This window comes from Halopenitus persicus (genome assembly GCF_900107205.1).
Lineage (GTDB): Archaea > Halobacteriota > Halobacteria > Halobacteriales > Haloferacaceae > Halopenitus > Halopenitus persicus.
In genome coordinates this window covers 19,345-36,980 of the sequence record NZ_FNPC01000004.1, presented here as the reverse complement: position 1 = coordinate 36,980, position 17,636 = coordinate 19,345, and the positions used below count along the sequence as shown (strand labels likewise).

General features: G+C 68.3%; 20 protein-coding genes and 1 pseudogene. 4 read left to right on the top strand and 17 right to left on the bottom strand.

Going from position 1 to position 17,636, the window contains the following annotated elements:
* Positions 1–3: 3 nt before the first annotated feature.
* The gene (locus BLV25_RS07440; RefSeq protein ID WP_021073081.1) at positions 4–1,821 is read left to right on the top strand and encodes a ribosome biogenesis/translation initiation ATPase RLI; all 1,818 of its coding nucleotides are present in this window, start codon (positions 4–6) and stop codon (positions 1,819–1,821) included.
* A gap of 159 nt (positions 1,822–1,980) precedes the next feature.
* On the opposite strand, the gene BLV25_RS07435 is transcribed toward BLV25_RS07440, so the two are convergent.
* The 11 genes from BLV25_RS07435 to BLV25_RS07385 all read right to left on the bottom strand — a co-directional run bounded on the left by BLV25_RS07435 (position 1,981) and on the right by BLV25_RS07385 (position 10,158).
* Complete coding sequence (locus tag BLV25_RS07435; protein ID WP_092731905.1) at positions 1,981–3,381, bottom strand: signal recognition particle protein Srp54; 1,401 nt, start codon at positions 3,379–3,381, stop codon at positions 1,981–1,983.
* 150 nt (positions 3,382–3,531) lie between these two features.
* Positions 3,532–4,653 carry a signal recognition particle-docking protein FtsY gene (gene ftsY, locus BLV25_RS07430; RefSeq protein ID WP_092731902.1) on the bottom strand — a complete coding sequence of 374 codons (1,122 nt, stop codon included), beginning with the start codon at positions 4,651–4,653 and terminating at the stop codon, positions 3,532–3,534.
* A 93-nt stretch (positions 4,654–4,746) separates the two neighbouring features.
* Positions 4,747–5,205, bottom strand: coding sequence for a prefoldin subunit alpha (pfdA, locus tag BLV25_RS07425; protein WP_021073087.1), 459 nt, complete (start codon positions 5,203–5,205; stop codon positions 4,747–4,749).
* Entirely contained in the window at positions 5,205–5,396 is a 192-nt protein-coding gene (rpl18a, locus tag BLV25_RS07420) for a 50S ribosomal protein L18Ae (RefSeq protein ID WP_021073088.1), read from the bottom strand. The genes pfdA and rpl18a overlap by 1 nt, the downstream gene beginning before the upstream one ends.
* Before the next feature lie 62 nt (positions 5,397–5,458).
* Complete coding sequence (locus tag BLV25_RS07415; RefSeq protein WP_021073089.1) at positions 5,459–6,124, bottom strand: translation initiation factor IF-6; 666 nt, start codon at positions 6,122–6,124, stop codon at positions 5,459–5,461.
* 6 nt (positions 6,125–6,130) lie between these two features.
* A complete protein-coding gene (locus tag BLV25_RS07410; protein WP_021073090.1) occupies positions 6,131–6,409 on the bottom strand; it encodes a 50S ribosomal protein L31e in 279 nt (92 codons plus the stop codon).
* A gap of 10 nt (positions 6,410–6,419) precedes the next feature.
* Positions 6,420–6,572, bottom strand: coding sequence for a 50S ribosomal protein L39e (locus tag BLV25_RS07405; RefSeq protein ID WP_021073091.1), 153 nt, complete (start codon positions 6,570–6,572; stop codon positions 6,420–6,422).
* A 164-nt stretch (positions 6,573–6,736) separates the two neighbouring features.
* The gene (locus BLV25_RS07400; protein ID WP_092731899.1) at positions 6,737–7,039 is read right to left on the bottom strand and encodes a DUF7853 family protein; all 303 of its coding nucleotides are present in this window, start codon (positions 7,037–7,039) and stop codon (positions 6,737–6,739) included.
* Positions 7,040–7,226: 187 nt separating this feature from the next.
* On the bottom strand, positions 7,227–8,402 hold the full coding sequence (locus BLV25_RS07395; protein WP_021075201.1) for an acyl-CoA dehydrogenase family protein: 1,176 nt from the start codon (positions 8,400–8,402) through the stop codon (positions 7,227–7,229).
* A gap of 114 nt (positions 8,403–8,516) precedes the next feature.
* A complete protein-coding gene (locus BLV25_RS07390; protein ID WP_021075202.1) occupies positions 8,517–9,257 on the bottom strand; it encodes a type 1 glutamine amidotransferase in 741 nt (246 codons plus the stop codon).
* A 112-nt stretch (positions 9,258–9,369) separates the two neighbouring features.
* On the bottom strand, positions 9,370–10,158 hold the full coding sequence (locus tag BLV25_RS07385) for an alpha/beta fold hydrolase (RefSeq protein WP_092731896.1): 789 nt from the start codon (positions 10,156–10,158) through the stop codon (positions 9,370–9,372).
* Positions 10,159–10,309: 151 nt separating this feature from the next.
* Here BLV25_RS07385 and BLV25_RS07380 point away from each other — a divergent pair, with 151 nt between their 5' ends.
* On the top strand, positions 10,310–10,516 hold the full coding sequence (locus tag BLV25_RS07380; RefSeq protein WP_021075204.1) for a hypothetical protein: 207 nt from the start codon (positions 10,310–10,312) through the stop codon (positions 10,514–10,516).
* 51 nt (positions 10,517–10,567) lie between these two features.
* On the opposite strand, the gene alaS is transcribed toward BLV25_RS07380, so the two are convergent.
* From alaS to BLV25_RS07365, 3 genes are all read right to left on the bottom strand, one after another.
* The gene (alaS, locus tag BLV25_RS07375; protein ID WP_092731893.1) at positions 10,568–13,372 is read right to left on the bottom strand and encodes an alanine--tRNA ligase; all 2,805 of its coding nucleotides are present in this window, start codon (positions 13,370–13,372) and stop codon (positions 10,568–10,570) included.
* A gap of 137 nt (positions 13,373–13,509) precedes the next feature.
* Complete coding sequence (locus tag BLV25_RS07370; protein WP_092731890.1) at positions 13,510–14,445, bottom strand: BKACE family enzyme; 936 nt, start codon at positions 14,443–14,445, stop codon at positions 13,510–13,512.
* 107 nt (positions 14,446–14,552) lie between these two features.
* Positions 14,553–15,353 carry a 23S rRNA (uridine(2552)-2'-O)-methyltransferase gene (locus tag BLV25_RS07365; RefSeq protein ID WP_092731887.1) on the bottom strand — a complete coding sequence of 267 codons (801 nt, stop codon included), beginning with the start codon at positions 15,351–15,353 and terminating at the stop codon, positions 14,553–14,555.
* A 196-nt stretch (positions 15,354–15,549) separates the two neighbouring features.
* On the opposite strand from BLV25_RS07365, the gene BLV25_RS07360 reads away from it, so the two are divergent.
* Complete coding sequence (locus BLV25_RS07360; protein WP_021075208.1) at positions 15,550–15,873, top strand: UPF0175 family protein; 324 nt, start codon at positions 15,550–15,552, stop codon at positions 15,871–15,873.
* Complete coding sequence (locus tag BLV25_RS07355) at positions 15,873–16,373, top strand: hypothetical protein (protein ID WP_092731884.1); 501 nt, start codon at positions 15,873–15,875, stop codon at positions 16,371–16,373. The genes BLV25_RS07360 and BLV25_RS07355 overlap by 1 nt, the downstream gene beginning before the upstream one ends.
* 31 nt (positions 16,374–16,404) lie before the next feature.
* Here BLV25_RS07355 and BLV25_RS07350 read toward each other — a convergent pair whose 3' ends face one another.
* The 3 genes and pseudogenes from BLV25_RS07350 to samp2 form a co-directional block, all read right to left on the bottom strand.
* Positions 16,405–16,947 (bottom strand): GNAT family N-acetyltransferase, encoded by a 543-nt coding sequence (locus BLV25_RS07350; RefSeq protein WP_176819451.1) that lies wholly within the window; start codon positions 16,945–16,947, stop codon positions 16,405–16,407.
* Complete coding sequence (locus BLV25_RS07345) at positions 16,944–17,447, bottom strand: peroxiredoxin family protein (protein WP_092732460.1); 504 nt, start codon at positions 17,445–17,447, stop codon at positions 16,944–16,946. The genes BLV25_RS07350 and BLV25_RS07345 overlap by 4 nt, the downstream gene beginning before the upstream one ends.
* Positions 17,424–17,633, bottom strand: a pseudogene (gene samp2, locus BLV25_RS17830) (ubiquitin-like small modifier protein SAMP2); the annotation flags it as partial. The gene BLV25_RS07345 and the pseudogene samp2, both read right to left, overlap by 24 nt.
* Positions 17,634–17,636: the final 3 nt, after the last annotated feature.

Here is a 17,636-nt window from a genome sequence, read left to right as displayed (position 1 = left end):
GGTATGGCCGACGACAGCATCGCGGTCGTCGACCTGGACCGCTGCCAGCCCGACCGGTGTAACTACGAGTGTATGAACTACTGTCCGCCCAACCGGACGGGCAAGGAGTGCATCACGCTGCGCGGCGAGGACGCCGACGACGGCGACCCCGACCAGATCCACATCTCCGAGGAGATCTGTCTGGGCGAAACGTGCGGGATCTGCGTCGAGAAGTGCCCCTTCGACGCGATCGAGATCATCAACCTCCCGTCCGAACTCGCGGAGGATCCCGTCCATCGCTACGGGGAGAACGCCTTCTCGCTGTACGGCCTGCCGGTCCCGGAGTCGGGCTCCGTGACGGGGATCCTCGGCCCGAACGGGATCGGAAAGTCGACGGCGGTCCACGCGCTGGCCGGCGAGCTGACGCCGAACCTGGGCCGGCACGGCGAGGACGCGCCGGGCTGGGAGACCGTCATCGACCGCTTCCGGGGCACCGAGCTCCAGACGTACCTCGAGACGCTGCAGGAGGGCGCGATCTCGGTCGCCCGGAAGCCACAGTACGTCGACCAGATCCCCAAACAGTTCGACGGGAACACGCGCGACCTGCTCGAACGAACCGACGAGCGCGGGGCGCTCGATGACCTCATCGACCGGCTGCAGATCCGGCCCGTGATGGACCAGGACATCGACTCGATCTCCGGCGGCGAGCTCCAGCGCGTGGCGATCGCCGCCTGTCTGGCTCGTGACGCCGACTTCTACTTCCTCGACGAGATCACGCCCTACCTCGACATCGGCCAGCGGATGACCGCGGCCCGACTCATCCGCGAGCTCGCCGAGGACGACGACCGGTCGATGCTGGTCGTCGAACACGACCTGGCGATCCTGGATCTCCTCGCGGACACCCTCCACGTCGCCTACGGCGAACCCGGCGCATACGGCGTGATCACGGACCCGAAGTCGGTCCGGAACGGGATCAACGAGTACCTGAAGGGCTATCTCGACAACGAGAACATGCGGATCCGTCCCGACTCGATCACCTTCGAGGAACACGCCCCGCGGGTCTCCTCGAAGGAGAACGAGCTCGTCGAGTATCCGGACCTCCGGAAATCCTACGGCGAGGGCGAGTTCTCGCTCGAGGTCGAAAGCGGAACCATCTACGAGTCCGAAGTCCTCGGCATCGTCGGGCCCAACGGGATCGGGAAGTCCACGCTGGCGAAGCTGTTCGCGGGGTCGCTCGAGCCCGACGAGGGATCCCTGGAGTTCGCGCTCGACATCGCCTACAAGCCGCAGTACATCGAGATCGACCAGCCGATCCGGGTCGACGCGTTCCTCTCGTCGATCACCGACCGCGTCGGGACCTCCTACTGGAACACGGAGATCGCCGACCCGCTCCAGCTCGACCGGATCATGGAGCAGAACCTCACCGACCTGTCGGGCGGGGAGCGCCAGCGCGTCGCCATCGCGGCGTGTCTCTCGGAGGACGCCGACCTGTACGTGCTCGACGAGCCCTCCGCGCACCTCGACGTCGAACAGCGCGTGCAGGCGACCTCGGCGATCCGCCGGTACGCGGAGAACCACGACGCGACCGTCCTCGTCATCGACCACGACATCTACATGATCGACCTGCTCGCGGACCGGCTGATGGTCTTCGACGGCGAGCCCGCCGACCACGGCCACGCGAAGCCGCCCCAGGAGATGCGCGCCGGGATGAACGACTTCCTGGCGGACCTGGACATCACCTTCCGGCGCGACGAGCGGACCGGCCGCCCGCGGATCAACAAACCGGAGTCACAGAAGGACCGCGAGCAGAAGCGGACGGGCGAGTACTACTACTCCGCCTAAGACGGGACCAGTGGGCGCCACGCCCGTCACCCGACGCCACGCCCGTTACCCGACGCCACGCCCGTTACCCGACGCCACGATCGATCGGCGTCACCATCAGGCGACGGTCGAGATCGCGACCGACGCGCCGCGGCCGCGCAGCCGCGTGGTGATGCCTCGCTAGCCGAACGGTCCCTTACCGCCGCCCATCATCCCGCCGAGGCCGCCGCCACCGCCGCCCTGTTCGAGCTTCTTCATCATCCGCTGCATGTCGCCGTCGCCCATCCCCTGGAACTGCGAGATGGTGCGTTCCATCATCTTGTGCTGCTCGAGCAGTTCGCGGACCGTCTCCTCCTCGATGCCGGAGCCGCGGACGATGCGCTCGACGCGGGACTGTCCGATGATCCGCGGGTTCTCGAGCTCCTCGTCGGTCATCGAGTCCATCGCCACCTCGAAGTCGCGCATCCGGTTTTGGGTGACGTCCATCGCGTCGTCGGGGAGCTGGTCCATCATCCCGCCGCCCATCCCGGGGATCATGTCCATCACCTGGTCGAGCGGCCCCATCTTGTTCATCGTCTCCATCTGCTTTTGCATGTCCTTGAGGGTGAAGCTCCCCTCCAGCAGGTCCTCGGGGTCCCAGTCCTCGTCCTCGCCGCCGGTCTCGGCCATTGCGCGCTCGACGCGCTCGGAGAGCTGCTTGAGATCGCCCATCCCGAGCAGCCGGGAGATGAACCCGGAGGGTTCGAACCGCTCGATGTCCTGGACCGTCTCGCCGGTCCCGAGGAAGGCGATGGAGGAGTCGGTCTCGTTGACCGCGGTGAGCGCGCCGCCGCCCTTGGCGGTCCCGTCCAGCTTGGTGATGACGACGCCCTCGATGCCGATCGACCGCTCGAACTGGCGCGCCTGCTCCTTGGCGCCTTGCCCGATCGCCGCGTCAAGCACCAGCAGCGACCGGTCGGGGTCGACGGCGGTCTCGATCGCCTCGATCTCCGCGATGAGGTCGTCCTCGAGCGCGTGGCGGCCGGCGGTGTCGACGATGTGGACGTCCGCGTCGGCGGTGGCCTCGAGGCCGTCGCGGGCGATCTGCACGGGGTCCTCCCCGTCGGGGTCGCCGTAGAATTCGACCTCCGCGCGCTCGCACATCTGCTTGGCCTGGTCGTAGGCGCCGGGACGGAAGGTGTCCGTCTGGATCACCGCGGGGCGGAGTCCCTTCTTCGAGAACCACCAAGCCATCTTGGCCGCGGAGGTCGTCTTCCCCGACCCCTGCAGGCCCGCAAGCAGGATCGTCTGTGACTCCAGGGGCAGCTCGGTTGAGTCGCCGACCAGGTCCACGAGCTCCTCGTAGACGATCTTGAGGACGTGGTCGCGGGCGGTCGTCCCGCCGGGGGGTTCCTCCTCAAGTGCGCGCGTTTCGATCGCGTCCGACAGCTCCATCACGAGGGAGACGTCGACGTCGGCCGACAGGAGCGACCGCTGGATCTCCTTGACGATCTCCTCGACGTCGTCCTCGCTCAATCGGGACTTCCCCTGCAGCGTGTCGAGCGTGCCGCGAAGGGAACTCCCCAGATCGTCGAGTACCATTTACCTGCAGTAGGAGACCCGGACGCTAAAGGCTTTGTTCGTCGGGGTCGCCCGACGCGGGCGGCCCGGAAGCGACGGTGTCCGGAGAAGCTGGAGGATTCGGTTCCGGTCGAGGACGAGCGGGAGGACTCGGTTCCGGTCGAGGACGCGCTACGTTTCGTCGGCGCCGAGGAGCCGGTCGACCAACCGCTCGGGGTCGAACCGCTCGATGTCGTCGTAGCCCTGGCCGGTGCCGAGAAAGAGGATCGGCTTGCCGGTGACGTACGCGATGGAGATCGCCGCCCCGCCTGAGGAGTCGGCGTCGGCCTTGGTGAGAATGGTGCCGTCGATCTCGGCCGCCTCGTTGAACTCCTCCGCGCGGGTGACCGCGTCCTGTCCGGCGACCGCCTCGTCGACGAACAGCGTCAGGTCGGGGTCGACCACGCGGTCGATCTTCTCGAGCTGGGACATCAGGTCGTCCGAGGTGTGGAGCCGTCCGGCAGTATCCCCGAGGACGACGTCGACGTCGTTGGCCTTCGCGTACTCCAGGCCGTCGTAGATCACGGCCGCGGGGTCGCCGCCCTGCTCGTGGCTGATGAGCTTGCGGTCGAGCCGGTCGGCGTGCTCGCGGATCTGTTCGTTCGCGCCGGCCCGGTAGGTGTCGCCGTTGGCGAGCACCGAGGAGTAGCCGCGGTCGGCGAGCCACTCCGAGAGCTTCGCGATCGAGGTCGTCTTGCCCACGCCGTTGACGCCGGTGAAGACGATGGTGACGGGTTTGTCCGCCTCGGCGATCCGCTCCTCGAAGTCGAACTGGCCGACCGCGATCACGTCCAACAGCGCGTCGTGCAGCGCCTCCTCGACGAGCTCGCCGGTCGTCTCGACCTGCTTGCGCGTCTCGCCGAGCATCGTCTCGCGAACGGTGTCGAGGATCTCCTCCGCGACGCTCATCTCGACGTCGCTTTCCAGCAACGCCATCTCGAGGTTCCACAGCGGGTCCTCGAGGTCCTCCTCCTCGATGATGACGCGGCCGGTCGCGAACGCCTTCGCGCGCTGGAAGGTGCTCGGATCCGACTCGTCGGCGGCGGACGCGTCCGTATCCGACTCCTCAGCAGGACCGCTGGTGGCGTCGACGGTGGCAGCGGCGTCTGCAGCGTCGTCCGCAGCCGGGGTTCCCGTGGCCGCGTCGGTCGCTGTGGCGTCCGACGCGTCGGCGGCCGCATCGCTGTCCTTCTCCGTGGTTTCCTCGACGTCCTTGCGGAAGTCGTTCAGCTTGTCCTTCAGTCCGTCAAACACGATGATCGCTCCTGAATGGTCGTCGTTCGGCTCCGAACGTCGCGGGAGTTTCCGGTCGGACCCGGTCGGATCCGGTCGGACCCGGTCGTCGGATTACTCGTCGTCCTCGGCCTGCTGTTGCAGCTGCTGCATCTGCTGTTGTTGCATCTGCTGTTGCATCTGCTGGGCCTGCTGTTCGAGCTCGCTGCTTTCCTCCTCGAGCTCGTCGATCTCCGCTTCGGTCTCCTCGATGCGGTCGTCGAGGGCGTCCTGTTTCGTTCGCAGGGACTCGATGGCCTCCTCCTGCTCCTGTTCGGCCGCGTAGTTGCCGCCGAGGGAGACGACGATCTCGTCGATGTCCTGAACCTCCGCGCGGACGTGGGCGCCGCCGCCGAGGGGCACCTGGATCGTCGAACCGGTCTCGAGGGTCTCGATGGCCTCGACCGCCTCGTCGATCTCGGTCTTCTCCTGACGGTAGGACTGCACTTCCTCCTCCAGGGCGGTTATCTGCTCCTCGAGCGCCTGGAGTTCCTGGGAGAGCTGCTGGAGCTCCTGCTGCCCGCCGCCGCCCATCATGCTGCGGCCTCCTCGGCGGCCGCGACCGAGTCGAGCTCGATCTTCGTTCGCTTGACGCCGTGCTGGCTTCCGATCAGGGTGTAGAGGCGGTCGCGAGCGACGTCCTCGTTCGGGGCCTCGACCGTCTTGGTGAACTCCTGCTGGCCGTGGCGCGTCCGGAACCGTCCGCTAACCGTGAAGTGACTCATATCCCCGAATCCGGGAGGGACAGGGAAGTATCTTCCTAAAGGGCCTCACGCCGCCGCCGGCGTCACTCGACGAACCCGAGCGTGTCCTCGATGCGTCCGAGCTCCGGGCCCGTCGTGTCCTCGCCGACGACGTAGCCGGCGTCGTTGGCGACGAGCCCGGACCCGACGAGCGGGCCGCCGTAGTTGATCGTTCCGAGGTCGGCGTAGACGTCGAGGTGCTCCTCGATCGCCTCGAGCTCCGCCTCCCGGGAGTTCGGGTGGCACAGCGCCCCCGTGTTGTTCGCCACCGCGGCGGTGCCGACGGTCCGAACGTCGCCGAGGTCGCCGCGCTGGACCGGAACCTCGAGGACGTCGCGGACGAGCTGGACGGCCTCCCGGTCGAGGTCGGGGTGAACGTACGCCCCGTAATCGTTCGCCAGGATCACGTTACCGGCTGCGTTGAGCGTGCCGGGGAGCTCGCCCACCTCGCGGTCGGCGGCCTCCTCGATGCGCCGCTGCTCGCGATCGGTGGCCCGTTCGGAGACGACGATGCCGCTCTCGTTGCCGGTCGCGAGCGCGCCAACCGTGTTGGATCCGCCGACGGTGGTGGCGACGACCGTCGCCTCCAGCTCCGCGCCCAGATCCGACTGCAGGTCGTCGTCGATGTCCGGTCGTACCAGGAGGACGTCGTCCGTGACCCGTGCGAACACGCCGACATACGACGACCCGACGAAGGACGTCCGTAGCACGAACGGTTACTCCGCGTGCTCTGCTTCGACGATCGGTTCCTCGTCCTCGACGAATCGCGCGGCGCGGACGCGGAGGTCGCTCGGCGGGTTCTGTCGACCGTTGGCCCAGACCGCCTCGTTGATGTTCGGGTCCAGGCGGACGTCGTCCTCCTCGACCGAGAAGTGCTGTGCGAGATGCGACCGGATCGTTCGCATCGCGTAGTCGGCGCGCTGCTGGACGGGTTTGTCCGAGATGCCGCCGATCGGGACCGTGATGACGCGTTCCTCGAAGTCGTTGGTGCTCATGTGTCAAACCCTACTCGTCGAGATCGCTGCGCCGCCAGTTGCGCCGCTTGGGATTGCGGGTGACGTTCATATTGGTCTTCATCATAACCCACGACGGGACGCGCTGGTTCTGGCGCTCCTTCTTGGCCAGACGCTTCTTCTTGGCCTTCGATTTCTTACCCATAGTGGCCCGTACTTTCCGCGGCGCGGTTAAAACCTCTTCCATCCGGACCAGATGGCTGAGACGGTGTCCGGTTGGGACGGTGTCCGGTTGGGACGGTGTCCGGTTGGGACGGTGTCCGGCTGAGACGGTGTCCGGGATACGATATGCGAGGACGCCCGTCACGCTCACACGCGCGACGGCGGATCGAGCGCGGTGGAGACCGTTCGCAGCGCCTCCCTGCCGGGTGCTCGGTCCCGGATCGGCGCGTCGCCGAGATACGACACCAGCGCGTCACGAAGCGTGGACAGCTCGGCCGGCTCGAACGGCTCGTCGTCCTCGATCTTCTCGAGGAGCCGGCACTCGACCGGCCGGGCTTCACCCGCCTCGGTCGCCTCGCGACCCGAGCGGACGAGTGCCGCGTGTGCGACCCACAACCCCTCCCGGGAGAGGTCGAGCGTCGTCGATCCCTCGTGGGCTGACGTCGTCATCGTGAGACGCTATACCCCCGGGGGATAAAAGTATGTGTACTATTACCATAGTCGAACGGCGGAATCGGCGTGAAAACGTCGGCCGGATCGCTCTTCCGGGAGGATGGAGAAAGCGGACGACCGCGGACGACCGCGGACGACCGCGGACGACCGCGGACGACCGGAGAACCCGGGCGAGCCGGGTGCGCTACTCGAACGCCGCGATCCCGGTGAGGTCCTGACCCAGGATGAGGGTGTGAATGTCGTGGGTTCCCTCGTAGGTGTAGACGGTCTCCAGGTTCGCGAGGTGGCGCATCGGCGAGTAGTCGGTCGTGATCCCGTTGCCGCCGAGCATCTCGCGGGCGACCCGGGACTGCTCGCGGGCCATCCGAACGTTGTTCCGTTTCGCCATCGAGACGTGTTGCGGACGCAGGTCGCCGCGTTCCTTCAGCTCGGCGAGCCGGTACGCGAGCAGCTGGCTCGTCGTGATCTCGGTGGCCATCTCGGCGAGCTTCTCCTGCTGAAGCTGGAACCGGGCGATCGGGCCGCCGAACTGCTCGCGGTCGGTCGCGTACTCCCGGGCCGTCTCGAAGCAGTCGCGCGCCGCGCCCACGGCACCCCAGGCGATGCCGTAGCGGGCCTGCGTGAGACACGACAGCGGCCCCTTCATCCCCTCGACGCCGGGGAGGACGTTCGACTCGGGGACCCGGACGTCCCGCAGGTCGATCTCGCCGGTGATCGACGCCCGCAGCGACAGCTTCTCCGTGATCTTGTTGGTCGTCACGCCGTCCCGGTCGGTCTCGACGAGGAACCCCCGGATCGGACCGTCGTCGTCACCGTCCGCCGCCGAACGGTCCCGCGCCCAGACGACCGCGACGTCGGCGATGGGGGAGTTCGTGATCCACGTCTTCGTGCCGTTGAGCACGTACTCGTCGCCGTCCCGCTCCGCGTGGGTCTCCATGTTCGACGGGTTCGACCCGTGCTCGGGCTCGGTGAGCCCGAAGCAGCCGACCGCCTCCCCCGTGCCGAGGTCCGGGAGCCACTCCTCCTTCTGGTCCTCGCTGCCGAAGGCGTGGATCGGATACATCACGAGCGCGCCCTGGACGCTCGCCATCGACCGCAGCCCCGAGTCGCCCGCCTCGAGCTCCTGCATCAACAGCCCGTAGGCCGTCTCCGAGACGTTCGGGGAACCGTACCCCTCGAGGTTCGGCGCGTAGAACCCGAGCTCCCCCATCTCGGGGATGAGGTCGGTCGGGAACGTCCCGTCCTCGAAGTGGTCGCCGATCTCGGGGCGGATCCGTTCGTCGACGAACCGGCGCGCCGTGTCCCGGATCATTCGCTCCTCCTCGCCCAGTTCCGCCTCGAGTCCCACGTAATCGAGCATTGTTCGAACTCACGGCGACGACGGCAAAAGATGTTTGCAAACGAGTCACACGGTTCCTCACGATCGATCGTCGGAGAGACCCAACGGCGTCCGCAGTGATCTTTTGATCCTTTTTCAATCGTCCGCGCGCGATCCGGCGACCGATCGCTCGGTCCGCCGCGAGCGACCGACGTCCCCGGAGATCCGGCGAACGTGGTCGGTGAAGTTCTCGAAGACCCGCTTGACCTCGCAGGCCGCCTCGTAGTTTTCGGAGGTGATCTCCGCGATCGCGGCGTCGACGCGGGCGTCCCCGATCCGGTCGCGCTTCCCGTCGGCCACGTCGGCGGCGGTCTCCATGTCGTACTCGGGATGGAACTGCAGCCCCCAGTTGTGGCCGTCACGGAAGGCGTGGACCCCGTACTCGTTCTCCGCGAGGAGTTCGGCCCCGGGCGGCAGGTCGACGACGGCGTCGCCGTGGGAGGTGAAGACGGTGAACTCCTCGTCGATCCCCGCGAAGATCTCGTCGCCGTGGTGGGTGATCTCGGAGTAGCCGAGCTCGAAGTCGTCCATCCCGGCGACCCGGCCGCCGAGCGCCTCCGCGAGCACCTGGTGGCCGTAACAGATCCCCAGCGTGGGGATCCCCCGGTCGGTCGCCGCGGCGACGTACTCGATCAGCGGCGGGATCCACGCCTCGTCCCAGTAGACGGAGGAGCGGGAGCCGGTGATGACGACCGCGTCAAAGTCGTAGCCGTCGGGCAGCTCCCCCTCGGCGGCGTGGAACTCGACGAGGTCGGCGTCCAGTTCCCGCCGGAAGTTCCGGCGGGTGTTCGCGGCGTCGTGGGCCGCGTTGAGCAGGGCGACGCGGAGTCGTGTCATTGCGCCCACGTAGCCGTCTCGGCGTAAAAACGGTTGTGTCCGGTCCGAACGCTGCCGTGACTCCGGACGATCGACGGGCCGGTCCGGATTGCCGGCTGACGGCGTCCGGTTACTACTCGTCGTGGCGGTCGGCGTGTTCGGCAAGCCAGCCCAGAAGCGCGTCGTTGCACGCGCCCGAGGCCTCGATCCCGGCGAGGTGACCGACGTCATCGATCGGGTGCAACGTCCCCCGCGGGAGCCCGTCGGCGAGCCGGCGGCCGTGCTCGACCGGGCAGACCGCGTCCGCGGTCCCGTGAAGCACGAGCGTCGGCACGGTGAGCTCGTACAGCCGGTCGGATCGGTCGGCGTCGGCCAGCGCCGCCCGGTGGGCCGCGGCCGTCTCCGGCGACGCGTCCTCCGCGACCCGCCAGTCGACGATCCGGTCGACGACGTCGGGGTGCGCCGCGCGGAAGGAATCGGACAACAGCCCGGTCGTGGACGCCTCGACCGCGGCGCGGTCGGCCGGGTCGGCCCACAACCGGTCCGGGTCCAGCGCGTCGCCGTCGGCCGGCGTTCCGATCACCGCCAGGCTCCGAACGCGGGCGGACTCCATCGCGGTCGCGAGCGCTATCAGCCCGCCGAACCCGTATCCCACGAGCTGGACCGATCGGCGGTCGATCCCGGCGATGACGGCCTTGAGATCGCCCACGAGGTCGTCAAATGCGTACGGACCCGCGGGTGCATCCGACCGGCCGAGACCCCGCGGCTCGGGCGTCACCGCGGCGTACGGACCGGCGACCGCGCCGTGCTGCCAGGCGAACTGCCAGACGCCCAGCCCGACGTCGCCGACGAACACGACCGCCGGCCCCTCGCCCTCGACCTCGTACCGGATCGACACGGACCCGTTGACGGCGTATGGCACGTCCGTCTATCGGGCCGGGCGCGTGTTGACGGTTCCGAACCCGGACCGACCGTGGCCGCGGACGACGCTCCGAAATCGGAGGGGGTCCCGATCCCGGATCCACCGCGACGATCGATAGGTTCATTGACACCACCCCGCATATCGACGGCGTATGCCACTCTGTGCCCGGTGTGAGGACGAGCTCGAGGCGGGGTCGGGACTGCTCGCGCGGATCGGAATCGGGAGCCTCGACGGGTACGAATGCTCGAACTGCGGCACGCTGCTGTGTTCGGACTGCTTCAACGAGCGAACGCTGGAGCTGGCCGGGTCGACGCACGACCGCTGTCCGGCCTGCGAGGGAACGCTTCGAAAGCGGTGAGCGCCGATCGAGCGTCAGTCGCGACGGTATCGGCGACGTGGAAGCGTTCCGTTACGCCCGCCGGAGCGACCGAACCGTCTCGCCGGCCGACTCGAGCGCGTCGTCGAGCGCGTCGACGTCCGGGCCGCCGCCCTGCGCGAAGTCCGGCGGACCGCCCCCGCCGCCGCCGACCTTCCGTGCGAGACGGCTCACGATCTCGCCGGCGTTGACGTCCACGTCGTCCGGGACGCCGACGACGAACTGGGCGGAGCCGTCGTGTCCCGATCCCAGCACCGCGACCGTTCCCTCCTCGACCATCGCGTTCGCGGTGGCGCGGAGCTCCTCCGCGTCCGCGTCGAGCCGCTGGACGACGACCGTCACCCCGTCGAGCTCGATCTCCTCGGCGTCGGCCCCCCCGGAGGCGCGGGCCGCCGCGAGCTCGTCGGTGAGCCGCTCGATCTCCTTGCCCCGTTCCTTCCACTCCTCGAAGAACCGCTCGGCCGTCTCGGGCACGTCGAGCGGGTCGACGTCGAGGACGTCCGCGGCGTCGTCGAGCGCGTCCTCCGTACGCTGGGTCGCCTCGAGGGCCGCGGTGCCGGCGGCGAAGACGATCCGCTCGACGCCGTCCTGTACCGGCTCCGTCTTGAGGACCTTTATCGCCCCGATGTCGCCGGTCCGGCCCACGTGCGTGCCCCCGCAGGCCTGCACGTCGGCGTCGCCGACGTGGATCAAGCGCACGTTCGTGCCCGGCGGGATGCCGCCCTGATAGAGGTCGAAGCCGTGTTCGGCCTCCGCCTCGTGGCGGTGGGGCCACTCCTGGTCGACCGGGAGGTTCTCCATCACGAGGTCGTTGGCGACGCGCTCGATCGCCTTCACCTCCTCGCGGGAGATCCGCTCGTAGTGACGGACGTCGAGCCGGGAGGAGTCGAGCCCCTTCTGGGCGCCGGCCTGCCGGACGTGGTCGCCGAGCACCTCGCGGGCGGCGTGGCCGATGAGGTGCGTCGCGGTGTGATGCCGCATCAGGCGCCGCCGCCGATCGCCGTCGACCTGCCCCCGAACGAACTCGCCCTTTCCGGGATCCCCGTCCGTGCGGTGGAGCACGACGTCGTCGACCGCCTGCACGTCGGTGACCTCGACGGTCGTCTCCCCGGCCGTCAGCGTGCCGTGGTCGGCGGGCTGGCCGCCGCCCTCGGGGTAGAACATCGTCTGGTCGAGGACCACGTCGTAGGCGTCGCCGTCCTCCGACGCATCGTCACCGTCCGCCTCCACCTCGAGGACGTCGAGGACGACCGCCTCGAACTCCAGTCGGTCCTGGTCGTCGTAATACAGCTTCTCCGTCTCGGGCAGGTCCGCGATCCGGTCGTCGCGTTCGTCCGTCTCCTCGTCGACGGTCTGCTCGTGTCTGTCGGCAACGAGCCCGTAGAAGTCGTCGGGGACGTCGACGGTCGCGCCGCGCTCGTCGGCGATCTCGGCGACCATATCCGGCTGGATCCCGTGGGAGTCGTACAGCTCGATGAGCGTCTCCGTGGGGATGGGGTCGCCGGTGCCGGCGTACTCGTCGGCGATGGATTCGACCTTCCGGGCGCCGCGCTCGAGCGTCTTCCGGTACTTCCGCTCCTCGGTGCGGACGATGTCGCGGATCGTGTCGCGGTTCTCGTAGCCCAGGCGCTCGGCCTGCATGTCGACCAGCTCGTCGAGCGGGGCGTCGACGCCGACCGTGTCCACGAGCCGCTTGGTCCGGCGAAGCACCATCCGGGCGAGGTAGCCGGTGCCGACGTTCGAGGGGACGATCCCGTCGCCGAACATGTACGCGAGCGTCCGGGAGTGGTCGGCGATCGCGTAGATGTCCTCGAGCGGCTCGAGGAGGTCGCGCAGCTCGTCGACCTCGACGTCGAGCTTCTCGGCGATGTCGCCGCGGGCGGCCTCCATGTCGTCGACGTCGTCGATGTCGAGCCGGCCGGCGAGCTTCGCCGCCCGGTTGACGATCGCCCGCTCCTCGTCGGCGTAGTCGATCCCGGCGTGCTCCTTTAGGAACTCGATGGCGTCGGGATAGATCGCCTCGTAGACCGTGGCCGTCCCCTGGCTCATCCAGGTCCAACGCTCGAGGCCGTACCCCGTGTCCACGATGTAGGTGTCCATGTAGGAGTAGGTGTTCCCGTCCTTGAGCTCGTAGTCGCCGTCGGGGTCCTGCTCCATACACATGAAGACGAGCGTGGCGAGCTCGGCGCCTTTATAAATGACCTCGATCGCCGGGCCGGCGTTGCCGCCGCCGACCCAGGGGTCCTCGATGTAGGTGATCTCCTCGAGGTTCGCCCCCATCGACTCGAAGAACTCGTCGCAATACTGGACCGTCTCGTCCTTCCAGTAGACCTCGCCCTCGTAGGCGTACTCCTCGTCGGCGTCCTCGCGGACGTTGAACGCGTGGTGGGCCATCATCTCGAAGGCCATCGTGTGCCGGCCCGTCTTGCCGACGTTGTCGATGTCCTGCATCCGGATGCAGGGCTGGGAGATCGCGAGCGGGTTCGCCGGCGGCGGCGTCTTCCCGGAGGTCACCAACGGCTGGAAGTCGTAGATCGACGCCTGCGTCAACAGGACGTCGTCGCGCCAGCGGTTCGCCGCGACCGGATAGGGGTCGATCCGCTCGTGGTCGTGGTCCTCGAAGAAGGAGAGGAACGCCTCCCGTATCTCCTCGAGCGTGTACGCCTCGTCGAACCCGGGGTCGTCGATGAAGCTGTAGTCCGCACACGGCGGCTCCCCGCAGGTGGTTCGGTCAGGATCGCGCGTCCAGAAGTGGACGCCACAGGAGGAACACTCCCGACGATGAAAGCCCTCCTCCTCGAAGTAATCGAGGCGGTATTCGGCTTCGAGCGTGCTCATTACCGTTGTGTGGCTGGCGTTCGGGCAAAAGGGTTCCGGGGTCGAACGGCGGGAGGCGAGGGGGACGGTCGTCGACGTCGGAGCCGCAAACCGGGCGTCATCGTGTGGTCCAGAAGACGGCGCAAACGACGTCTTGTTTAAAAGGCGACGCTCGAGGCGCCTTTGAGACCGAGGAACTCCCGGACCTCGTCGGGGGACGCGATCTCGCGGCCGGTGATCTCGCGGGTCTGGTGGACCATCTTCTCGACGAGGTCCGCGTTCCGTTCCGCAAGCTCGCCCTTTCGGAGGTAGAGATTGTCCTCCATCCCGACCCGGGCGTGGCCGCCCGCCGAGATCGCCTGTGTCGTGAGCGGGAACTGCATCCGGCCCGCCCCGACCACCGAGAAGGAGTACCGGTCGCCGAACAGCCGCTCCGCGGTCCGGATCATGTGCGTGAGATGCTCGGGGTCGGCGCCGATCCCGCCGTGGATCCCCATCACGAACTGGAGGTGCAGCGGCGGGTCGAGGATCCCCCGGTCGAGGAAGTGTTTTGCGTTGTGGAGGTGGCCGACGTCGTAGCACTCGAGTTCCGGCATCGTTCCGTGCTCGGCGAACAGCGGGATGATCCGCTCGAGGTCCGCGAAGGTGTTTCGGAAGACGAACTCGCGGGTGTTCTCGAGGAACGGGCGCTCCCACTCGTGCTCGAACTCGTCGTACGCCTCGAGGATCGGATACAGACCGAAGTTGATCGACCCCATGTTGCAGGAGGCCATCTCCGGCTCGAGTTCGGGCACGACCTGGACCCGTTCCTCGAGGGTCATGTTCGACCCGCCGCCGGTGGTCGGCTGCACGATCACGTCACTGCGTTCCCGGATCCGCGTCGCGACCTCGCGGAACAGCTCGAGGTCGGGCGACGGCTCGCCGGTCTCGGGATCACGAACGTGAACGTGAACGATGCTCGCCCCGGCGTCGGCGGCCGCGACGGCCTCCTCGACGATCTCGTCGGGCGTGATTGGCAGGTGCGGCGACATCGTCGGCACGTGGATCGATCCCGTGACCGCACACGTGATGATCGCCTTCTCGAACGAACGCATACCCGACCCACCGAGCCGGAATATAAAAGCGCTCCCCTCGGTCGGGAACGGCTCGGTCCCGGAACCGCCGTCGACGGCGACGGTCGACGCCGCTCAGTCAACGCCGCTCAGTCGACGCGCTCGGCGAAGCCGAACCGCGGCTTGACGTCGTCGACCACGACTTCGACGGTCTCGCCCGTTTCGGCGCCGGGCACGAACAGCGTGTAGCCGTCCACCGTGGCGATCCCGTCGCCCTCGTCGCCGACGTCCTCGATCTCGACCTCCAGCCGGTCGCCCGTCTCGACGGGCGCGGTCATCCGTCCCTTCGCGACGAGGTACACCTCCGAGGAGGAGTCGCGCGAGGCGGGCGGGGAGACCACGCGGACGTACTCGAACTCGGCCTCGATGTCCTCCTGGAGCGCCTCCAGGTCCCGCCCCTGGAACACCTTGACGACGAGGTCGCCGCCGGGCGTCAGCAGGTCCAGTGCGACCTCGAACGCCTGCCGAGCGAGGTGGACCGACCGGGCGTGGTCGAGGCTGTACTCGCCGGTCATGTTCGGCGCCATATCCGAAACCACGACGTCGGCGCCGCGCTCGCCGATCGTCTCGCGAAGCCGGTCCTGGGTCTTTGCCTCGGTCATATCGCCGCGGATCGTCTCGACGTTCGCGACGTCGCCGTCGCCCCAGTCGTCCGCCTCCGGATCGAGATCTCGGATGCGCTGGAGGTCGACGCCGACCACGGTCCCGCCGGCCCCGACGTGCTCGGCGGCGACCTGCAGCCAGCCGCCCGGCGCCGCGCCCAGGTCGACGACCGTGTCGTTCCGGTCGAACAGCGAGGCCGTCTCGTCGAGTTGCTGGAGCTTGTAGGCGGACCGGCTGCGGTAGCCCTCCTGTTTGGAGCGATTGTAGTACTCGTCCTTTCCCGTCATGGATGCCTCCCCGTCATAAATGTCCCCCCGATCCCTGGAGGTCGCTCCGGGAACCGGCCGTTGACGAAACGCGCGTTCATACCGGTCCTGACGTCGTCGACCCGGAAAGGCACGTCGGATGGCGTCGGTATCGCGGACGTGCTTCCAGCCACCACCCGGCCAGTCGGAGTCGAGGTCCCGTTTGCCGTTACAACTAATGCGTATCGTAACGTACCTGCTCGTAACGATGAAGACGGTGACCACGCGCATTCCCGAGGACGACGAGGAGGCGCTCGCCGAGCTGGAGGCGGAGCTGAGCGCCGACCGGTCGGAGGTGCTGCGCCGCCTGATCCGGCAGGGACTCGACGACTGGCGCCGGGAGCAAGCGCTCGACCGGCTCCGGGACCACAGCGTCACGCTCCGGACGGCGGCGGAACTCGCGGACGTCCCGTACGTCGAGATGCTGACGCTCGCCGCCGAGGAGGGGATCGACGTCGGATACACGACCGAGGACCTCGAGCGCGACCTCGACCGAATCTGATGGTCGTCGTCGATTCGTCCGCGTTGATCCCCCTTTCGTGGGTCGGCCGACTCGACCTCGTCGCGGCCGCCTTCGACGACGTGCGGACGACGGAGGCGGTTCGAGAGGAGGTCCTCACGGAGGGGAAGCGCGGAACCGCAGCGCTCGAGGAGTTCCTGGAGGGCGTCACCGTTCACGAGACGCCGGCGGCGGCCGACGAGGTCGCGTCGATGGAGGGGATCGCGGTCGGCGACGCCTCGGTGATCCTCCTGGCGGAGGCCGACGAGGAGATCCTCCTCGCCAACGACAAGGGGCTGATCGAGGTGGCCCGGAGTCACGGCATCGAGTGTTGGTGGGTGACAACGTTGTTGCTCGAGCGGACGAAAGCGGGCGACGTGACGGCGCCGGAGGCGACCGACGTCCTGTACGATCTCGTCGACGAGGGGATGAACCTCCATCCGAAGGTCTACGCGCAGGTCCAACGGAAACTCCAGGATCTGGGAGGTGAGCCGGGAGCATAAACCGGGAGCTCGTCCGGCTGGAACGACGCGTTCAGGAACGCCGGTCGAGTGCCCCGACGTCGACGATGCCACGCAGACGGTCCGTCCCCTCGATCGGCTCGATCCGGAACCCGAGGTCGGCGTAGAACTCCCGCAGATCGCCTTCGAAGGCGGCCGTCAGGTGGTCGACCTCGCGTGCCGCGGCCGCGTCGATCGCGGCTCGCACGAGCGCGGATCCGATCCCGACCTCGCGTCGATGGCGCGTGACGGCCACGGCGTCGATGTGAAGCCGGTCGTCGGCCGCCACGTGACTGCCATCGTCGTCACGGGATTCGAGGGAGAGCGCCCCGACCACGGTTCGCGTCCGTTCGCCCTCGGTCGCCGGGTCGGTCTCCGCGAGGAGCACGCGCCCATCGCCGACCCTGGACCGGAGGACCGCAGCGTCGATCTCGAGCAGGGCACCCTCGAGGACCCGGATCACGTCGACGACGTCGTCCGCGTCGGCACGGCGGATCGCGATTCCCGCGGGCTGGTCGCTCGGCGGGGACCAGGAGCCGCCGTCGGCGACGAGTCGCTCGCTCGAGAGGGATCTCACGCGAACTTCGCCACCTCCTCGAGGATCGCGTCGATCCCGGGGCGGTCGCCGGGATGGGCGCCGGTGTATCGCCAGAGAACCTCGGGCTCCCGGCGCAGGTCGACGAGGACGACCTCGGGCATCCGGCCGATCAGGTCGATCCGCCGGCCGATCGTCCCGAACCGACGCGACTGGCCGTACTGGCTCGCGATCTCGGTCTCGGGGTCCGCGATGAAGGGGTAGGGAACGTCGTACTCCGCGACCCACTCCGCGGCCCGGTCGCGGTCCTCAGGCAGGATCGAGACCGCCTCGACGCCGGCCTCCCGGAGGGAGTCGTAGCTCGAGACGACGGTCTTGACCTGCGTGCGACAGTTCCCGCAGAGATGGTCGCGATGGAACAGCAGGACCGCCAGGTCCGACTCGAGACCGGACAGGACGAAGGGATCCGGCCCCGGACCGACGTTCGCGCCCTCGAAGTCGACCGTCTCGGGCGCGTGGCCGCGTCCGGATCCGCCCTTGATGAGCCGGAGGACCGTCACGCGGTCGGCGTCGACGGCCCGGTCCTCGGGAACCGGCGATCCGTCGACGAGCGCGGCGGCCTCCTGGGGGCTGTAGCCCACCGACCGGATCAGGTCGGCGTAGGTGTCCTCGGGCTCGCAGGCGAGCTCGCGTGACCCCTCGCCGACGACCTCGACGGTGACGTGCATACC